This is a genomic window from Myroides sp. DW712, from assembly GCF_046557355.1.
Taxonomy (GTDB): Bacteria; Bacteroidota; Bacteroidia; order Flavobacteriales; family Flavobacteriaceae; genus Flavobacterium.
Map to the genome: position 1 here is coordinate 24,408 of NZ_JBKFDO010000008.1, position 18,026 is coordinate 42,433.

Annotated in this window: 17 protein-coding genes; 8 read left to right on the plus strand and 9 right to left on the minus strand. The window is 37.0% G+C overall.

Annotated features, from left to right (window positions below):
• Positions 1–74 precede the first annotated feature (74 nt).
• A complete protein-coding gene (locus ACLJX0_RS07925) occupies positions 75–854 on the plus strand; it encodes a helix-turn-helix domain-containing protein (protein ID WP_410879648.1) in 780 nt (259 codons plus the stop codon).
• A gap of 42 nt (positions 855–896) precedes the next feature.
• Here the strand turns inward: ACLJX0_RS07925 and ACLJX0_RS07930 are convergent, their stop codons facing one another.
• Both ACLJX0_RS07930 and ACLJX0_RS07935 read right to left on the minus strand, forming a co-directional pair.
• Positions 897–2,930 carry a dipeptidyl-peptidase 3 family protein gene (locus ACLJX0_RS07930; RefSeq protein ID WP_410879649.1) on the minus strand — a complete coding sequence of 678 codons (2,034 nt, stop codon included), beginning with the start codon at positions 2,928–2,930 and terminating at the stop codon, positions 897–899.
• Between the two features lie 97 nt (positions 2,931–3,027).
• A complete protein-coding gene (locus tag ACLJX0_RS07935) occupies positions 3,028–3,591 on the minus strand; it encodes a DUF1572 family protein (RefSeq protein WP_410879650.1) in 564 nt (187 codons plus the stop codon).
• Between the two features lie 336 nt (positions 3,592–3,927).
• Between ACLJX0_RS07935 and ACLJX0_RS07940 the strand changes: the two genes are divergently transcribed.
• Together ACLJX0_RS07940 and ACLJX0_RS07945 are read left to right on the plus strand one after the other, a co-directional pair.
• A complete protein-coding gene (locus tag ACLJX0_RS07940) occupies positions 3,928–4,413 on the plus strand; it encodes a GNAT family N-acetyltransferase (protein WP_410879651.1) in 486 nt (161 codons plus the stop codon).
• A gap of 126 nt (positions 4,414–4,539) precedes the next feature.
• Positions 4,540–5,715, plus strand: coding sequence for an MFS transporter (locus ACLJX0_RS07945; RefSeq protein ID WP_410879652.1), 1,176 nt, complete (start codon positions 4,540–4,542; stop codon positions 5,713–5,715).
• Between the two features lie 120 nt (positions 5,716–5,835).
• Here ACLJX0_RS07945 and ACLJX0_RS07950 read toward each other — a convergent pair whose 3' ends face one another.
• On the minus strand, positions 5,836–6,609 hold the full coding sequence (locus ACLJX0_RS07950) for an AraC family transcriptional regulator (protein ID WP_410879653.1): 774 nt from the start codon (positions 6,607–6,609) through the stop codon (positions 5,836–5,838).
• An 88-nt stretch (positions 6,610–6,697) separates the two neighbouring features.
• On the opposite strand from ACLJX0_RS07950, the gene ACLJX0_RS07955 reads away from it, so the two are divergent.
• Positions 6,698–7,837 carry a multidrug effflux MFS transporter gene (locus ACLJX0_RS07955; RefSeq protein ID WP_410879654.1) on the plus strand — a complete coding sequence of 380 codons (1,140 nt, stop codon included), beginning with the start codon at positions 6,698–6,700 and terminating at the stop codon, positions 7,835–7,837.
• On the opposite strand, the gene ACLJX0_RS07960 is transcribed toward ACLJX0_RS07955, so the two are convergent.
• From ACLJX0_RS07960 to ACLJX0_RS07985, 6 genes are all read right to left on the minus strand, one after another.
• The gene (locus ACLJX0_RS07960; RefSeq protein ID WP_410879655.1) at positions 7,834–8,868 is read right to left on the minus strand and encodes an endonuclease/exonuclease/phosphatase family protein; all 1,035 of its coding nucleotides are present in this window, start codon (positions 8,866–8,868) and stop codon (positions 7,834–7,836) included. The genes ACLJX0_RS07955 and ACLJX0_RS07960 overlap by 4 nt on opposite strands.
• Positions 8,869–8,870: 2 nt before the next feature.
• Positions 8,871–9,695: a rhomboid family intramembrane serine protease gene (locus ACLJX0_RS07965; RefSeq protein WP_410879656.1), complete on the minus strand. Its 825-nt coding sequence runs from the start codon at positions 9,693–9,695 to the stop codon at positions 8,871–8,873.
• Between the two features lies 1 nt (position 9,696).
• Complete coding sequence (locus ACLJX0_RS07970; RefSeq protein WP_410879657.1) at positions 9,697–10,446, minus strand: rhomboid family intramembrane serine protease; 750 nt, start codon at positions 10,444–10,446, stop codon at positions 9,697–9,699.
• Entirely contained in the window at positions 10,446–12,575 is a 2,130-nt protein-coding gene (gene mutL / locus ACLJX0_RS07975; protein WP_410879658.1) for a DNA mismatch repair endonuclease MutL, read from the minus strand. Before mutL ends, ACLJX0_RS07970 begins: the two co-directional genes overlap by 1 nt.
• Before the next feature lie 151 nt (positions 12,576–12,726).
• The gene (ribH, locus tag ACLJX0_RS07980; protein ID WP_410879659.1) at positions 12,727–13,215 is read right to left on the minus strand and encodes a 6,7-dimethyl-8-ribityllumazine synthase; all 489 of its coding nucleotides are present in this window, start codon (positions 13,213–13,215) and stop codon (positions 12,727–12,729) included.
• Between the two features lies 1 nt (position 13,216).
• Positions 13,217–14,005, minus strand: coding sequence for a tetratricopeptide repeat protein (locus ACLJX0_RS07985; protein WP_410879660.1), 789 nt, complete (start codon positions 14,003–14,005; stop codon positions 13,217–13,219).
• A gap of 134 nt (positions 14,006–14,139) precedes the next feature.
• On the opposite strand from ACLJX0_RS07985, the gene recF reads away from it, so the two are divergent.
• From recF to ACLJX0_RS08005, 4 genes are all read left to right on the plus strand, one after another.
• Entirely contained in the window at positions 14,140–15,222 is a 1,083-nt protein-coding gene (gene recF / locus ACLJX0_RS07990; RefSeq protein WP_410879661.1) for a DNA replication/repair protein RecF, read from the plus strand.
• A 23-nt stretch (positions 15,223–15,245) separates the two neighbouring features.
• A complete protein-coding gene (gene murB, locus ACLJX0_RS07995) occupies positions 15,246–16,256 on the plus strand; it encodes a UDP-N-acetylmuramate dehydrogenase (protein ID WP_410879662.1) in 1,011 nt (336 codons plus the stop codon).
• Between the two features lie 63 nt (positions 16,257–16,319).
• A complete protein-coding gene (locus ACLJX0_RS08000) occupies positions 16,320–17,426 on the plus strand; it encodes a glycosyltransferase (RefSeq protein WP_410879663.1) in 1,107 nt (368 codons plus the stop codon).
• Complete coding sequence (locus ACLJX0_RS08005; protein WP_410879664.1) at positions 17,423–17,998, plus strand: RNA polymerase sigma factor; 576 nt, start codon at positions 17,423–17,425, stop codon at positions 17,996–17,998. Before ACLJX0_RS08000 ends, ACLJX0_RS08005 begins: the two co-directional genes overlap by 4 nt.
• Positions 17,999–18,026 lie beyond the last annotated feature (28 nt).

Below are 18,026 nucleotides of genomic sequence, written 5' to 3' on the forward strand. Positions count from 1 at the left end.
GTTTGTTTTATGGAGTAAAAATAAAAGGAATTAAATGATTATATTCGCCATATAACATAACTAAAACGACAAGCATGTATGGACCAGAACTAGTAGATCAAGTCAAGAAAAACGGATTTGTTTGGCATGCTGAGAACTGGAAGCACAACAATGAGTTTCACCAGCACCACAAGGCTCAATTAGTCTTTGTAGAGTCGGGTTATCAGTATTTACACACGACTGACAATCAGTTTTTATTACCTCAACATCATGCCGCTTGGATTCCGTCCAACGTACCACATAAAACCACTTCTGCCTCGGAATCGGTTTCGTTGCGAACCTTGTATTTCAATACGGATGGAATGTCTTCTTTTTACGATGATTTGTATTTATTTTCAGTTCCCCCCGTATTGAGGGAAATGATTATGTACACCGAAAAATGGTCGTTAAATCAGGAATACCGCCAAAGCGAACAAACCTTTTTATTAGCTATTTTAGAAGAACTCCCTTCCTTTATTCAAGAGGCGATTCCGTTAATTACACCCGTTCCAAAATCAGCTAATTTGCTGGCGGTTACGGCTTTTATTCACCAAGCCTATGGAGGGCCAATTGCCATGGAAGATTTAGCAGCGAAGGGCTTTGTGAGTATTCGCACCTTGGAGCGTCAATTTAAAAAAGAAACAGGAATTAGCTTGGCAAAATACATCCAAATGGTTCGTATTATTAAATCACTAGAGCACTTGAGTGAGGGACAACTCAACATTAGCGAGATTGCTTTTCGCGTGGGATACAGTAGTGCACAGTCCTACAGCAATGTATTTACGAAGCTATTAGGGAAACGCCCTAGTGCGTATTTTGAATCTCCACTCCGATAACAGCATAAAAAAAGCCAACGCAATCGTTGGCTTTTAGTGTATTTAGTTTACTGCAGGTAAGAAATTGTATTCTTTCGCGTAGTATAACATTTGCTCTTCAAACGTTTTTGGTTGTTTAATGATGTAATCTGTAACTTCTCCTTTATCATTTGTTACAGGAACGATATAAGGGTTTACAAATCCTCTATATGGAGCTGAATTAAACTTAGCATTGCGTTCCAATACTTCTTTATGAATCGCTTGATCTACTTTCACTCCGTAATTTTCTACCAATTGTTTGGCTGCATTGTAATCTCCTTCTGATTTGATTCGTTGTGTTTCTTTCAATAACTCACCAAACAACGCGTGTAATTTTTCGTAATCCGTAATATTGAAATACGTTTTTCCATCGCGAACCACTTTTTCAATGACATTGTCTTTCTTTCCTTTTTCGAATACCCATGCACTCACCCATTGGCGGTTTCTCATGTGTGCTTCTTCAATATCAGCTCCTGGCTCTAAACGAACCAATTGCGTCATTAAACCATTTCGGATATACCCATCATAAGCAGCCATACCAACCGCTTTCCAATCGTCTACTAATCCAATTTCTTGTAATTTAGGATTGTATAGGTAGAATAATCCCACTAAATCTGCACGTCCTTCTTCTAAAGTAGAGGCATAACTTTTTAAAGTTTCTTTTGGTTGACCAATCCCTGGGTTAATTTGTCCAGAGGCATGTCCGATTACTTCGTGTAAAGCTGTGTGTAATTTATCCGCTAACTCGCCGTATTTTTCTTCTAATTGTACTTCTTCTTCATCGTGTGCAAACTCTTTTAGTTTACCTGATCCCCCTGCGTGGTTATAAGAATCAATAATGTTTCCTAAAGAAATTGATTTTGAACCGTGTTCGGCTCTAATCCAATCTGCATTCGGTAAGTTCACTCCAATTGGCGTTGAAGGAGATGAGTCTCCAGATTCTGACGCTACAATTACAGTTTTATACGTTACTCCTGTTACATTTTTCTTTTTGTGTTCCGCCATTAATGGAGAGTTGTCTTCAAACCATTGCGCTTCTTTTGACAATACTTCCATTTTTTTCGACATATCGAAGTCTTTAATTTGCACTACACTTTCGTAAGATGCTTTATGTCCTAATGGATCGTTATACACTTCGATAAATCCGTTGTTGTAATCAATATTACCTTCTGTTGCTGCAACCCATGCTACGTTGTAATCGTCCCATGTTTTTAAGTCACCCGTTTGGTAGTATTTGATTAGTAGTTTCAACGCATCTGCTTGTTTTTGATTTTCTGCTACGGTTACTGCTTTTTCCAACCAGTAGATGATTTTGTCAATCGCTTGACCATACATTCCACCGCTTTTCCAAACTTTCTCTACTAGTTTACCATTTTCTTTAACCACTTTAGAGTTTAACCCTGTTGAAAGTGGACGTAATGGATCTGGGCTTTTCATGTTGTTGTAGAACGCTTCTACCTCAGCTTCTGAAATTCCTTCTCCATAAAAGTTCACGGCAGATCCTTCTACTAAACCTTTAGACAAATCTAGGTTTACTTTTTTATTGTCAACATCGTTGAATAAAATAGCTACAATACCTTCGTCTAAGCTTGTTTTTGTTTCGGTTAACAAGGTATTGAAATACGCTTGTGTAAAGGCTGGTTTAATTTTATCGTTAGAGTAATGGTGGTGAATACCGTTTGAGAACCACACTCTTTTTACATATACGACGAAGTTTTTCCAGTCTTCTGTTTCCTTATCCCCAGCATAATTCACATAGATGTTCTCTAATGCTTGACGGATCGCTAAGTTGTGTTTGTAGTTTTGGTCCCAGATAATATCACGTCCAGCGTATCCTGCTTGACTTAAATAGTACACCAATTCTTTTTCCTTCAACGTTAGATCTTCCCAACCTGGAATTTGGTATCTCAACACTTCAATATCAGCAAATTGATCTACGCTAAATTCAAAATTCTCCACTGCATCTACTGTATTTTCTCCTTCTTTTTCTTTGTTTTTTCCGCATGATAATGCCATTGCCGAAGCCAATACAATACATGCCATTGTGTTTAATTTCATAATTACTGCTTTATTCGTCTTTCAACAAATATATAAAATATGGTTATACGCCGTATCTTTTTCCTTGGTCAAAAAAGTTATTCTTATTTTTTTTCCTTTACTTTTTTAAATAATCATCAGTAAAATGGGTATCTGAATTTGGATTATTAAATTTTTCCTGGTTATACTCCTTAGATTTATTTCGGGGAATAGACAGCGATTGCCAGGCTTCATTTTTAATGAGTTTACCGATATAGACAATTTGCCCAATATGGTAAGGGTAATGAGCTAATTGACGATACAACGCTTCTCCCACCGTATGCTCTTGATTTCTAATTTTTACCACAGCCTGCACATTGTCCTCCGTTATGGAATCTAAAACGTCAAATAAAATAGTCCAGCTTTTGTCCCAGTTGGTGATGAGCTCATGTCGATTGTAGGTTCCTAATGCAAATTCTCCCTCTCGATCTCTCCAGTCTTTTTCTCCATCTTCTGTAAAAAAATTGGTAAAACGCGAAGCTAAATTTCCAGTAATATGACGCATCAACATAGCAATAGAATTACTTTCTTCATTATACTGCCAATTCAATTCTTCTTGCGATAGAAGGAGTATTGTTTTATCTGCTAACGTGCGATAGTACTCGAATTGTTTACGGATGCCTTGTACTTCTTGTGTCGTCATAATCGTTTATTTTATTCCTTCTAAATGTACTTCATTTTACAAAAACAGCCATAAAATAACACAAAAAAATGATTTACTTTAAATGAATACTTCTTATATAACGGGTACTCCTCTTTCTCCTTTTTTATACAAAAAATGGCATAATAATTGTAATACTAGTAGAAACTTTTTTTCATACTACTTTTGCCCTATACGCCCCCAAATTTCGTATAGGGCATTTTTTGTATACTATTTTAATCAAACGCATTGGTTTTACTTGTTCCTAAATTCTTTTTTTACGTGGCGGTTCCCTTCAAATGTTTTTTCTTTGTAAGAAACAACAAAAACAATATTCCCATGATACTAGAAATGGAACGAACATACTTTAGAGCTTTAACTTCTCATGATGAAACGGCTCTATTGCAAATCTATTCAGACAAGGATGCTATGCAATACAGAACCAGTCTTCCCTTTGAGACCTTAGAAGATGTTAGAACCTTCCTTGATCAAGTACAATCCGAACAAGAAACAGGAAAAAAATTCCGCTGTGCTTTTGTACACCGAGAAACCGATCAATTAATGGGTACAGGCGTTTATACGTATCTCGATGCTGAATCGGTAGAGATTGGTTTTTCCATTGGACGTGCTTTTTGGAAAGGAGGCTATGGTACTGAAGGTACTTGGGGATTAATCGAACTGATTAAACAACGCGAACCACAAATTAAACGCATCATCGGTATCGCAAAAACAGCCAATGAAAAATCAGTGCGCATGATGGAACGCATGAATTTTACTTTTATTAAACAGGAGGGAGATAAGAGTTATTTTGAGTATGTGGTTTAGTTTACAGTAATCGGTTAACGGTTAACGGTTAACTGAATCCGTTAACTAAAACTCTAAACCGTAAACCGTAAACAAACTTGTCTAGTCCGATTTATTCCGATAAATTTGCAGCAATTTACTTCCATTATGGCCCTATTCTCCCAATCGGCACATCCGATTTACAACTTGCAATTTATGTTAGTCTGTTTAAGCTCTTTGTTATTCTCTGCGAGTTTCAACATGCTTATTCCGGAATTACCAGACTATTTATCGGGTTTAGGGGGAGCCGAATACAAGGGTCTTATTATTGGGTTATTTACAATTACGGCAGGTATTTCTCGACCGTTCAGTGGAAAGTTGACGGATAAAATTGGCCGTGTACCTATCATGGCTATTGGTTCTATTGTTTGCTTTATTTGTAGCTTGCTTTACCCTATTTTAACGACGGTTTCTGGTTTTTTATTCTTGCGTTTATTACATGGATTTTCAACGGGATTTAAACCAACAGCTACAGCGGCCTATGTTGCAGATATTGTACCTAAAGAGCGTTGGGGAGAAGCATTAGGTCTTCACGGCATCTGCTTTAGTACCGGGATGGCCATTGGTCCTGCCATTGGAAGTACAATCAAGATTTATACCTCTATCAATTTCTTGTTTTATACCTCTGCTCTATTTGCACTCCTGTCGATTTTAATCTTATTGAACATGAAGGAAACCTTACAAAAAAAGGAAAAATTTTCTTTTGCTCTCTTTAAGATTTCCCGCAAAGATTTATTCGATTTTAACGTATTTCCAGCCGCTTTAGTTACCTTCTTATCCTATATTGCTTATGGGGTTATTTTAACTTTAATCCCCGATTGGACGGGACATCTCGGTTTAGAAAACAAGGGAATTTTCTTCATGATTTTCACCGTTTCTTCGCTGTTGGTTCGCTTTTTTGCAGGTAAGGTATCTGATCGCTATGGTCGTGTTTTGATTATTAATCTGGGATTAGTCCTCCTGATTATTTCCTTATTGATAATTGCCTTTTTCCAAACTATTAACGGCTTATACTTAGGCGCGTTTATGTATGGAATTTCGTTGGGAATTTTATCTCCAGCCTTGAATGCTTGGACCATCGATTTTAGTTCACCCGATCAAAGAGGAAAAGCAGTTTCTACCATGTATATTGCTCTAGAAGCAGGAATTGGTGGAGGTGCGTTTGCCGCTGGTTGGTACTACAAAGATCATATCGAACACATTCCAACGATTATGTATATTAGTACAGCTATTATCGTTCTGAGTTTGGTCTATATGTTTACTAGAAAATTCAAGACACACTAGCAGGGTTCGCTTTTTTGTTTTTTTTGTGAAGGGTTGGTGAGGGGTTGGTGAGGATTGGGTGAGGGTTTGGTTGGATGTATCAACGAACGAAAAACAAAGGACGAACAACAAAAAAACAAACTACACCAAATACTTTGCTGGTGTTGTTCCCGTGTGATTTTTAAAAAAATCAATAAAAGCACTATCGGAAGAGAATTCCAATTGATCGCTGATGGAGGTGATGGATGCTTGTTCTGCGAGTAGTTCGATGGCGCGATACACTCTCCACTGTTGACGCCAAGCTTGGTAGGTCATCTTGGTTTCTCGCTTAAAAATACGTGTAATTGTTTTCTCACTTGCGCCTACATATTGGGCGAGTTCATGTAAAAAAGGAGGAACTTTCTTCTCCAACATAAAATCAGTCATAAACGATTGTAGACGGTAATCTGTTGGAATGTCCAAGGTATACGATTCTCTCTTGGCTTCTTGGAATTCATCCCAAAAAACACCAAGGATACGTTGTTGTGGCGGAGTATATTCTTCTTCCCAGTCCCACCAACAAATGCGCTCAATCAGCTCGGTTAACAAAGGAGACACAACGCGAACTTGTAACGTTAAATCTTCCAAATCAAACTGGTGTACGTCTAAGTAAATCGATCGATAAGCCACTACATTGCGAAAAGCTACCCGATGTTCAAGCCCAGCGGGAATATACAATAGTTTTTGAGGTGGGAGAATCACTTGGCTCTGACGCGTCAACAAGGTCATACATCCGCTTGGCGCATAGAGAATTTGGGCATGATGAGTATGGCTGTGAAATCCCGAATCGTGCTGAACCAAATCTGAGGCCAAACCAATCACTTTTTGCTTCATCTCTTCTAATTTTAAGACCTGTTCTTTCTTCAAATACGCCATATGTCCGATTTTTGATATTTTTTGTTTTTATCCTGTTATAAAGATAAGCTGAATTCAGCTGAATTTTGCATCAGAAATACAAAAAGAAATGAAAACAACCGTACAATTGAGCTTTATGGTGCTCTTACTAATGTTTCCTCAATTTGTTGAGACGATTTACAGTCCTGCATTACCCCATATTGCTCAATCTTACCACGTCACAGACACCCAAGCCTTACTAACCATTAGCACTTATTTTATTGCTTTTGCGCTGGGAGTTATTTGGTGGGGGATTCAAAGTGATTATATCGGGAGAAGAAAAGCAATGCTTTGGGGATTAACCACCTATATGATTGCTTCGATTATTGCGCTACTGGCTCCTACTTTTGAGTGGGTATTAGCCGCGCGTATTCTTGCTGCCTTCGGCATAGCGGTAGGCTCCGTCATTACACAAACCATGATGCGCGATTTGTATACTGGAGTAGAACTTAGTAAGGTATTTTCTATTATGGGAATTGCCTTATCGATTAGCCCTGTAATTGGCTTATTATTAGGTGGAATAACAGTGTCTGCCTTTGGTCATGTAGGAATTTTTGCCTTGTTGGCTTTCTTAGCTTTACTCTTAGTAACCAAAGCTTTTTATCAATTACCTGAAACCAAACAAACGCAGGATAAAATCTCTGCTCAAGCTATTGTCCAACTCGCTAAAAAAATGTACACGGATCGTACTATTTGGCGTTATGCCTTGCTAGTTATGAGTTATAACGTACTGCTATTTAGCTACTACTCCTTTGCTCCATTTATCTTTGAATCCAACGGTTATAACGCTTCAATTTATGGTTACAGTGGAATTGTATTAGCTTTGGGATCTTTTGCGGGAAGCTATTTTAACAAACGCTGTATCAACAAGGGAATCACGAGTAATCGATTGATTCTAGGTGCTGCTGTCTTTGCACTCATCAATTCACTTTTGGTTTATCTTTTGTTGAACTCAATGTGGTTTTTACTCCCTGTTCTATTGGTTGTAGCTTCCTTTGGTATTGCGATTCCCAATATTCTAAGTCAGGCCTTAGTAACTTACAAAACTTCCGTCGGCTCTGCAGGCGCACTCTTTGGGTTGTTGTACTATATTCTCATAGGTATCGGCTTATACAGCAGTAGTTTACTGTCCAATCTTGGTTGGGTTCTCTTACTTTTCTCCAGTATTGCTACTGTCTTAGCCTTCACTTTACCCAAACAACAGAATTAGCGCTCCTGTAACGCTAAGCGCGTTACAATAGGAAAATGATCAGAATTTTTAAAATTACTATAGGTCTTGAACGATTTTACCTCTATGCTCGGATCGACAAATACATAATCGATACGCATCGGATAGTACGGAAAATCATAACTCTTACCAAATCCACTACCTGCTTCTATAAAGGCATCTTTTAAATCTCCTTTGATATTACTGTATACATAAGAAAAGGCGCTATTATTCATATCTCCGCAAATCACTTTGCGGTGGGTAGCGTCTTTCATATGGGACTGAATTAATTCAGACTGCATCTGTTGTTCCTTAAACGCAGTTGCAATGCGTTTAAAAATACGCTTGGACTTTTCTTCATCCAATTTTTCATGTATATCAGGACTAATACTAATGGACTGTAAATGAATACTGTACACACGAATCGTATCTGCTTGAATTAACAAATCAGCAAAAATAACGTTGTTATTGGAGTTTGGAAGATTAATTTCTCCTTTATCAATAATGCGATGTTTGGAATAAATTGCTTGTCCCGTTTTAATTTTGTCACCGTGAGATACGACGTATTTATAGGGGTATTGCTTAAAATTCAAGGCTGCACTTTTAGAATATTCCTGTAAGCATAAAATATCCGGATCTTGTAAATCGACAAATTCTTTAATTTTTTGAGGAACAAATTCATCAGGAATCCACTTGAACAAATTAAACAAGCGAACGTTATACGTCATTAAAACAATATCCTTGGGATGAGTTGCCTCATCTTTCCCTGTAATCTTATAGAATTTGGTGATAAACGTAAATCCAAGAAGGAGAATCAAAGCAGATAGAATCACTTGTCTCTTCAGTTGAATGGCCCAAAAGAGCAAAAAGAAGAAGTTTAGCAACAAGAGTGAAGGAAGAATCAGTGTAAATACAGATAAAAGAGGAAACAGCTTCGGGGCTAAAAAAGGCAATACATAGCCCAATAATGTTCCGAATGCAACGAGAACATTACAGAAAAATATCACTTTATTAAACCACGATAGTTTCTTCATACTTACTTATTACCTTGACGAAAAAGAAATTCCTTTTCCTCTTTACTCAAACTTTCATACCCCGATCGGCTGATTTTATCCAAAATGGTATCGATTTTCTTTTGGCTACTTTCTTCTTTAGAAACGTTTTTTTCTACTGATTTATTGACATAAACCTGTTTAAAAGTCGATTTATTTTTGGGCTTGTGTTTTTTAGGTTTAGCGAGGTCTATCCCCCTTTTCAACAAGAAAATATAGCCAAATCCCACGAAAGCTCCTCCTAAATGAGCTAAATGCCCACCTACATTGCTAGAGGACAATTGAAATAAATCAATCAGGATAATAACCGCTGCAATATAAATCATTTTTACACGTCCTAGCAATGCCAAGCGCACTTCCATTTGTGGAGCAAAGGTAGCCAAGGCAATTAGCGGAGCCATTACTGCTGCTGAGGCGCCCACTAAACCATAGCCCATACCAAAGAAGAAGCTACTCAAGTAGTACAATACACTTCCACCAAATGCACCAATTATGTAAACAAATAAAAATTGACGGGTAGTAAAAAAGGTAAAAAATAAATTACTGACAAAGAACAGCATAATCATATTCAACAACAGGTGCCAAATATTGGCATGCACAAAAGCATACGAGAGGAAGGTCCAAAAGCGCACTAAAGACGAGGTTCCATCTGCTACGAAGGCAACATAAGGAAACAGGCTATGATAGACTGCCGGAGCCACAACAGAAAGACCGTAAAGCAAGACAAAAACAACGATATTGCAAATAATCAACAGTTGTACTTTATCTCTAACATTAATCTTTCTCTTTAAATCATCTAGTATATTCATCTTACAAATCCCAACGATTTTGTTTGAACTGATTCTGTTTCCAGTATCGCACGAGTAAGAATCCTGTTAAGGCTCCTCCCACGTGAGCGAAGTGTGCAATTCCCGTTCCGCCACCAAAAATACTAAACCCTCCTGTTAACCCACCAATTAAGTCAATGGCTAAGATTCCAGGAACAAAGTATTTCGCTTTGATAGGTACCGGAATAAACATCATCATCAGTTCTGCATTCGGGAACATATAGGCAAAAGCTACTAAGAAACCATAAACTGCTCCTGAAGCCCCTACAACTGGCGTATTAAAAGCCGAAATCATAGCAGTAAAGTCCGAAGCACTCAAATGAGATTCCCAACGTCTGTCATACATTCCATTTTTCAATAAGTTATAAATCTCTGTTTCTTGAAAGCCAGCCGTAACCAATTGATTTACTCCGTTAATCACCGAGTAGTAATTGACGCCCATATGCAATAAAGCAGCTCCTAAACCTGAAATCAGAAATAAAAGATATAATCTCTTGGTTCCAAAGATCATTTCTAAGGTGGTTCCAAAAGAGAATAGCGCAAACATATTAAAGAAAATATGCATGATTCCTCCATGCATAAACATATAGGTTAGTGGTTGCCACACTTGAAATTTAGCATTGTCAAAATAATACATCGCTAAATAATCATAGGTTGCAGGTACAAACTGACTTCCTATAAAAAATAGGATATTTATAATCAATAACTGTTTTACTCCTTCTGATAGTCTCATTACAGTATAAATTTTCGTTCAATATCTTCTACTTTCATGGTAACGAAAGTAGGTTTCATAAATGGAGATATATTGGGTTCTTTACATCCAAATAAAGAATTCACAATATCTTCTTGTTCTGTTTCATTTAAAATCGTTCCCGATTTTACGGACAAACTTTGTGCCAAGGTCTTGGCAATGCGTTCCGTTTGAATATAGTTGGTTTCTGGAATTCCTTCTTGGAAGCTCATAATCAAATCATCTAATACAATTTGCGCCTCACTTTCTGCTACGTTTACAGGTAATCCCGATAGAATTACGTGATCTTCTCCCATAGCTTCAAAATCAAAGCCCATTTGCTTTAAAGCCTGGCGAATTTCTTTTAACAACACCACTTCATACGGGGCATAATACAACGTTAAAGGAAAGAGCAGCTGTTGGGAAACAGCATTGGATTTAGTGATATTTCCAATGAATTTTTCATACAAAATACGTTGATGTGCACGCCCTTGATTAATGATGACCATTCCAGATTTAATCGGACTGACAATATACTTTCGCTGAATCTGAAAGGTACGAGAAGCCAATGTGGTTTCTGTCGTCTCATCAAACAAACTCCCAGTTACTTCCTCTTCTTCCAAGATTAATCCACTCACATCAATAGCACCACCTTTGCCTTTAAGTCCTTCAAAAACTTCCTGCCAAGCTCCAACTTCATTCGCTGCTGATTTTTTAACTTCTGTCTTATTGGACTTACTAGAAAAGAACACCGCTTCATCAGCTTTTCTGCCTTCTTGTTTAAAGGATGAGAAATCTACCTCTGCTTTGGCTGAGGTCCATTTACTTTCAAATACTTCAGATTCTTCGGCTTGTACTTCTGCCATTCCCTCTACTTCTTCTGTTTCATCTTTACGCAAAAACGAACTTTCCTCAAAAGGATTAAATCCTCGATCTACAAAATCTGACGGCAATCCGTTACTCGTACTTGCAGGGGTTTGCTTAAAAGGATTGAAAATTTCTTCTTCTAGATTCAACAATTCATTAGTAAATGGATTGTAGTGCGTATCGATTTCAATCAAGGGTGTTTCGGCTTCCTTATCTTTAAATTCATAGGGGACATCTAATTCCTCATCTCGATGAAAATCGAGTACAGGTGCAACATTAAACTGTCCTAAACTGTGTTTGATTGCTGAACGTAAAATGCTGTATAACGCTTGTTCATCATCGAATTTAATTTCCGTTTTTGTTGGATGGATATTAATATCGATGGAATTTGGCGGTACAGACAAATAGATAAAATACGTGGGTTGCGTTCCTTCTTTGAGCAAACCTTCATAGGCGGCTAAGACAGCATGATGCAAATATCCACTACGGATAAATCGGTCATTGACAAAAAAGAATTGTTCTCCGCGACTTTTTTTGGCGAATTCAGGTTTGCCAATAAACCCGCTGATGGTAACTATTTCAGTAATTTCCTCAATGGGAACTAATTTTTCATTGGTTCTAGCACCAAAAACATTGACGATGCGTTGACGCAAATTAGAACTTGGTAGGTTGAATACCTCACTGCCATTGTGAATCAAGGTAAAACTAATAGCGGGATGTACCAGAGTAATGCGTTCAAATTCATCGACAATATTGCGGAATTCTACATTGTCAGACTTTAAAAAATTTCGACGGGCGGGAATATTAAAAAATAAGTTTTTAACGGAAAAAACGGTCCCTGGAGGAGTAACAGCAACTTCTTGAGCGATTACTTTAGACCCTTCGATGACGATATGAGTTCCCAGCTCACTTCCGTGCAAGCAGGTTTTTAAATCTACATGTGCAATGGCGGCAATCGAAGCGAGCGCTTCTCCTCTAAACCCTTTGGTGTTTAAGGCGAATAAATCTTCAGCTTTAGCTATTTTAGATGTAGCATGGCGTTCAAAGGCCATTCTAGCATCCGTTTCATTCATCCCTTTACCGTTATCGATTACTTGAATTAACGTTTTACCCGCTTCTTTTAGCACCAATTTGATTTCCGTTGCCTCCGCATCTACTGCATTCTCAATCAATTCTTTTACAACAGAGGCTGGTCTTTGTACCACTTCTCCTGCGGCAATTTGATTGGCTACGTGATCTGGTAATAATCGAATAATATTAGACATGTAAAAAAAGAAGTTTTTTGATTAAAACGTTGAACTCTATCCATACAAATTTAAGTAAATAAATAGGGGAATTGCTTCCTTAACTATTTTTTCACTTTTTCATTTGATATGATAAAAAAAGCCTGCTTTTACACAGGCTGATTTTTTTCTTTTATAAACTATTTAAAGCTATCATTTTCAAGGCGGTGACCGCAGCCTCAACCCCTTTATTCCCCATATCTCCACCACTTCGAGCGAGTGATTGCTCTATTGTGTTATCTGTGAGTACACAGAAAATGACTGGGATATCTGCTATTAAATTTAGATCTTTAATTCCATGTGTCACTCCTTCACACACAAACTCAAAATGCATTGTTTCCCCTTTAATAACACAGCCGATTACAATAACCGCATCAAGGTCTTCGAAGCGTTCAATCATTCGTTTTGCACCGAAAACTAACTCAAAGCTTCCCGGTACATCCCAACGAATTAACCCTTCTTCTTGTAAGCCACAATCTAAAAGTGTGCGTTTTGCCCCATCAAATAATCCTTCAGTAATCGTATCATTCCAGTTCGAAACGACAATTCCCACTTTCATATCTGTTGCGGAAGGTAATGTTGTTTTATCGTAAGCCGATAAATTTTTATTTGCTGTTGCCATACTATTGAGCCAGACCGATTAAAGACTCTACCATCGTTGCTTCCATAGCCGTTGCGTAGTTGTTCTTCACCTCGTTAAACATTTTTAATGCCTCTGCTTTTTTCCCTTCTTCTAGAGCAGCAATTCCTGCTTTGTATAAGAATCTCGGTGTAGTAAAGTCATTTTTATTGTGTTCTGCTGCTTTTTTATAGTAATCAAAAGCATCTGCATGTTGGCCTAATTCAGAGAATGCATCTCCGATAGCTCCCAATGCTTGAGCCCCAATAATAATATCAGTTCCCAATTTATATTGCTCTAATTGCTCAATTGCTTTTTTGAACTCTCCTTGGTTCAGGTAAGTTGTTCCTGCATAATAATGCGCTAAATTAGCCGATGCAGTTCCTTTATAGTTATCAATGATTCCCAAAAACCCTAATTTACCTTCTCCACCGTTTAAGGCTAAAGTCAATAAATTTTGTTTATCTGCTTCATTGGTAAACGCATCATTGTAATAGGTTTGTGCCTGAAACATTTCATTTGCTGCTTCGTCGTTTTTAGGCTCTACGACAAACTTATTATAACCAACATACCCAATAGTAACCAAAGCAATAGCTCCAACGATACCAAAAATTGCTTTTTGATTCTTCGCTACCCAACCTTCCATTTTATTTGCTCCTTGATCTAAGGAATTAAATACCTCAGCCGTAGTACTGTTAGCAGTATCAACAGAACCATACTGATCAAATTCGTTATCTACCGTTTCGTCTTGCGGTTTTGGAGCTTTATAACCTCTTTTATTATAAGTTGCCATGTATAAAAAGTTTAATGAAAGGCAAAAATATGATTTTTATTGTAATATAAAAGTGCTTACTATTAATATTTTTGATAATTTGCAACCAAATTAGATCATACTATCACTCACTCGTTAAAAACACCTCTATTCTCGTGTATTTAAAAAAAATAGATCTTCTCAATTTTAAAAATATTGAAGATAAATCTTTTGAATTTAACGCTAAAATCAACTGTTTTATTGGATTAAATGGCGTTGGTAAGACCAATATATTAGATGCCATTTACTATATGGCCTATGGACGTAGTTATTTTAATCCTATTGCCATTCAAAACATTAAACAGGGCGCTGATTTCTTTGTCCTTGATGCTCTCTTTGAAAAAAACGAGCAAAGTGAACATATTTTGTGCAGTTTAAAAAAAGGACAAAAAAAGATACTCAAGCGCAACAACAAAAACTATGAGCGTTTCTCGGATCATTTTGGTTTTATTCCCTTAGTGATTATTTCTCCTTCAGATAGCGATTTAATCATTGAAGGAAGCGAAACGAGACGAAAATTTCTCGATAGCGTTATTTCACAAATGAACAGCAACTATTTGCAATTGCTCATTCAACATCAAAAGTTAATTACCCAACGCAATGCTCTATTAAAGAGTTTTGTGAGTAACAATTACTTTGATCGCGATACGCTAGAGATTTACAATGATCAGATTAACGCTTTGGCACAACCTATTTATGAAACACGTCGTGATTTTTTGCATGACTTCATTCCTATTTTCAACCACTATCACCAATTAATCACAGGAGACAAAGATGAAGTACATTTGGTGTATGAATCTCAATTGGAACACCACAGCATGCAGGAGCTCTTTGATCAAAACTTGCAAAAAGACCGCGCCTTACAATATACCTCCGTGGGTATCCACAAAGACGACCTCGTATTTTTACTCAAGGGAAGTCCCATTAAGAAGTTTGGCTCGCAAGGGCAACAAAAATCATTTTTAATTGCACTCAAATTAGCTCAATTTGAATTTTTAAAGAAACAGCATAACATCTCACCAATTTTGTTATTTGATGATATCTTTGATAAATTAGATGAACTTCGAGTACGACAAATTTTAGAACTGGTAAATTTGGAAACCTTTGGGCAGATGTTCATTACAGATACCCATTTAGAGCGAACAGAATCACTCTTAAATTCCATCAATCAAGATTTCAAGATCTTTACTATAGAATAAACAACGCATTCATTTCATACGCTATGATTCAAGAAAATATTTCGCTAAAACCCTATAACACTTTTGGTATTGATGTGCAGGCTAAGCGTTTTACTCAGGTGGACGCTATTCCAGCCTTAAAAAAACTGATCCAAACCTTTCCTGATGAGCCTTACTTTATTCTGAGTGGAGGCAGCAATATGTTGTTGACCCAAGATATTGAGCAGTTGGTTATTAAATTAGATTTCAAAGGCATTAAAATAATCAAAGAAGATGAAGCGTTTGTTTGGGTGGAAAGTCAAGCGAGCGAAGTATGGCATGATTTTGTACAATGGACGTTAACGCGTGATTACGGAGGCTTGGAAAACCTATCCTTAATTCCTGGACATGTAGGCACAACACCTGTTCAAAATATCGGAGCTTATGGTGTAGAAATCAAAGACACAATGGTCAGCTGTAAGGCCTTGAATATTGATACCCTCGCGATTGAAGAATTTTCTAACGCAGCTTGTCAATTTGGCTATAGAGAAAGCATCTTCAAAAAAGAAGCCAAAGATCGTTACATCATCCTTTCTGTTGTGTATAGACTAACCAAAAAGAATCACGTCTTGCGTACCAATTACGGTGTAATTAATAGTGAATTAGAACGCATGGGCGTTGTTACTCCCACTATTCAAGATATTAGCCGAGCAGTGATTGCCATTCGCAGTAGCAAATTACCTAATCCAGCCGAATTGGGCAACAGTGGTAGTTTCTTTAAAAATCCGATTGTATCCAAAGCGGTGTTTGAAACACTACTAAAAAAATATCCAACCCTCCCTTACTACACTATTGATGAGGAACACATCAAGATTCCTGCGGGTTGGCTAATTGAGACTAGTGGATACAAAGGATACCGCATTGGCGATGCAGGAGTACACAGCAAACAGGCTCTTGTCTTAGTCAACTATGGAAACGCTCAAGGTATAGAACTAAAAAAATTAGCTGAAACCATTCAAAATGAGATTTTTAATATTTTCGCTATCCACTTAGAAGCGGAAGTGAATATCTTCTAGATCTGTTGCACAAAAAGGCGATTATTGATACCTTTGCCCCTTGCTTAAACTAGTACATACACCATGCTCACCATCTTATTTTACATACTGATTGGTATTTTGTTATTCCATGCGCTTTATTACGTTGTTTTATACAGTACTATCGCCTTCAACAGCTCCTTAAAGAGCAAATCAACCGGACAGCAACTACCGGTTTCTGTCGTGGTGTATATCAAAGACAACGAAGTCGAACTTCCTGCATTCTTAAATGCCATGCTTTTACAGGAGTACCATACCTATGAATTAATCTTAGTGAACAATGCTTCTGAGGATGATAGTTTGGAAATAATAGAGCAATTTGTTGCTCAACATCGATGGGCAAAATTAGTGAATGTCGAAAACAACGAAGCTTTTTGGGGCAATAAGAAATATGCTCTAACTCTGGGAATTAAAACAACGGTTTATGACCATCTTTTATTTACAGAACCCAAAGCTCTTCCTGATTCGCCTTATTGGATTGCGAGCATGACAGCCCTGTTTACAACAAAAAAACAAGTGGTAATTGCTCATACTACCTTAGCAAAAAAGAAAAAAAGCCTCAGTAATAAATACGCGCGTTTTCAACTGTTTCTCAAAACCCTTCACAATTTCATCTGGATAGAAGTAGGAAAACCTTTGTACGGGAATAACATCAATCAAGGGTATAAAAAAACCTTGTTCTACCAAGTCAATGGTTTTATCAAAGAGATGAAAATAAGTCAAGGAGAAGAACAAGAATTTATCCGACATATTGGAACCAAGTCTAATACAGCCATTACAATTGCCCCAGAGAGCATGAATACCCTGCAACAACAGGTTACCTGGCGTTCTGCTTTTCAATTGCAAAAAAAACACGATTTACTCTTTAAACGACTAGGGCTTTTTCAACAACTAAAACTAAGAGTATACCATCTAAGTATTTTAGCCTTTTATCTTGTACTAACCATTCTGTTGCTCCATTTGTATCAATGGGAAATTGTGTTAGGAGTATTTGTTTTACGATATATAATCACTATCTTTTACTTTGCAAAACTTTTGAAAAACTTCAATGAAAAAGACTTGGTGTGGTTGATTCCTTTTTTTGAGTTTACGCACATACTATCGGGTCATTATTTTGCGTTTAAACATTTTATCACACGTAAGAAAATTTGAAAACAAGCTTAACAAGTCAAACCATAGAAGCTGCTAAAACAGGAGATCAAACGGCTTTTACTTCTCTATTAAATCAATATTGGTCTGAAGTATATTATTTCATACTCAAGCAAACGGGTAATGAAACAGATGCGGAGGATATTACTATTGAAACGTTTTCTAAAGCTTTTAGCCGCATTGCCTCGTATAATAGTCAATTTGCTTTTAATACTTGGTTGCTTACTATTGCAAAGAATACGCATATTGACTTGATTCGCAAAAGAAAGAATATACACTTTGTTGATATTACAGATGAAGCACAACAATACAACAATATTGTAGATGACTCTGATACGATTGAAGAAGAATTAATTCGCGAACAAAATTTAGAAATCTTCAAAAACTACATCCGATTACTCAAACCGCACTACCAAGAAGTCATTGAGTTGCGATTTTTTCAAGAACTTTCCTATAATGAAATTGCAAGCATTCTCAATGAACCCCTGAATAATGTCAAGATTAAAATTATGCGAGCCAAAAAACTATTGGCTGAAATTATCTTGAAGCAAATTGATCAGAATTTTACGATTTAAGTTTCTTTTGAACTGCTAACTAAGCAAT

Bases quoted from the DNA above. Each gene is read 5' to 3' on its own strand.
- ACLJX0_RS07925 (WP_410879648.1), top strand. From the start codon at position 75: ATGTATGGACCAGAACTAGTAGATCAAGTCAAGAAAAACGGATTTGTT.
- ACLJX0_RS07930 (WP_410879649.1), bottom strand. From the start codon at position 2,930: ATGAAATTAAACACAATGGCATGTATTGTATTGGCTTCGGCAATGGCA.
- ACLJX0_RS07935 (WP_410879650.1), bottom strand. From the start codon at position 3,591: ATGACGACACAAGAAGTACAAGGCATCCGTAAACAATTCGAGTACTAT.
- ACLJX0_RS07940 (WP_410879651.1), top strand. From the start codon at position 3,928: ATGATACTAGAAATGGAACGAACATACTTTAGAGCTTTAACTTCTCAT.
- ACLJX0_RS07945 (WP_410879652.1), top strand. From the start codon at position 4,540: ATGGCCCTATTCTCCCAATCGGCACATCCGATTTACAACTTGCAATTT.
- ACLJX0_RS07950 (WP_410879653.1), bottom strand. From the start codon at position 6,609: ATGGCGTATTTGAAGAAAGAACAGGTCTTAAAATTAGAAGAGATGAAG.
- ACLJX0_RS07955 (WP_410879654.1), top strand. From the start codon at position 6,698: ATGAAAACAACCGTACAATTGAGCTTTATGGTGCTCTTACTAATGTTT.
- ACLJX0_RS07960 (WP_410879655.1), bottom strand. From the start codon at position 8,868: ATGAAGAAACTATCGTGGTTTAATAAAGTGATATTTTTCTGTAATGTT.
- ACLJX0_RS07965 (WP_410879656.1), bottom strand. From the start codon at position 9,695: ATGAATATACTAGATGATTTAAAGAGAAAGATTAATGTTAGAGATAAA.
- ACLJX0_RS07970 (WP_410879657.1), bottom strand. From the start codon at position 10,446: ATGAGACTATCAGAAGGAGTAAAACAGTTATTGATTATAAATATCCTA.
- mutL (WP_410879658.1), bottom strand. From the start codon at position 12,575: ATGTCTAATATTATTCGATTATTACCAGATCACGTAGCCAATCAAATT.
- ribH (WP_410879659.1), bottom strand. From the start codon at position 13,215: ATGGCAACAGCAAATAAAAATTTATCGGCTTACGATAAAACAACATTA.
- ACLJX0_RS07985 (WP_410879660.1), bottom strand. From the start codon at position 14,005: ATGGCAACTTATAATAAAAGAGGTTATAAAGCTCCAAAACCGCAAGAC.
- murB (WP_410879662.1), top strand. From the start codon at position 15,246: ATGATTCAAGAAAATATTTCGCTAAAACCCTATAACACTTTTGGTATT.
- ACLJX0_RS08000 (WP_410879663.1), top strand. From the start codon at position 16,320: ATGCTCACCATCTTATTTTACATACTGATTGGTATTTTGTTATTCCAT.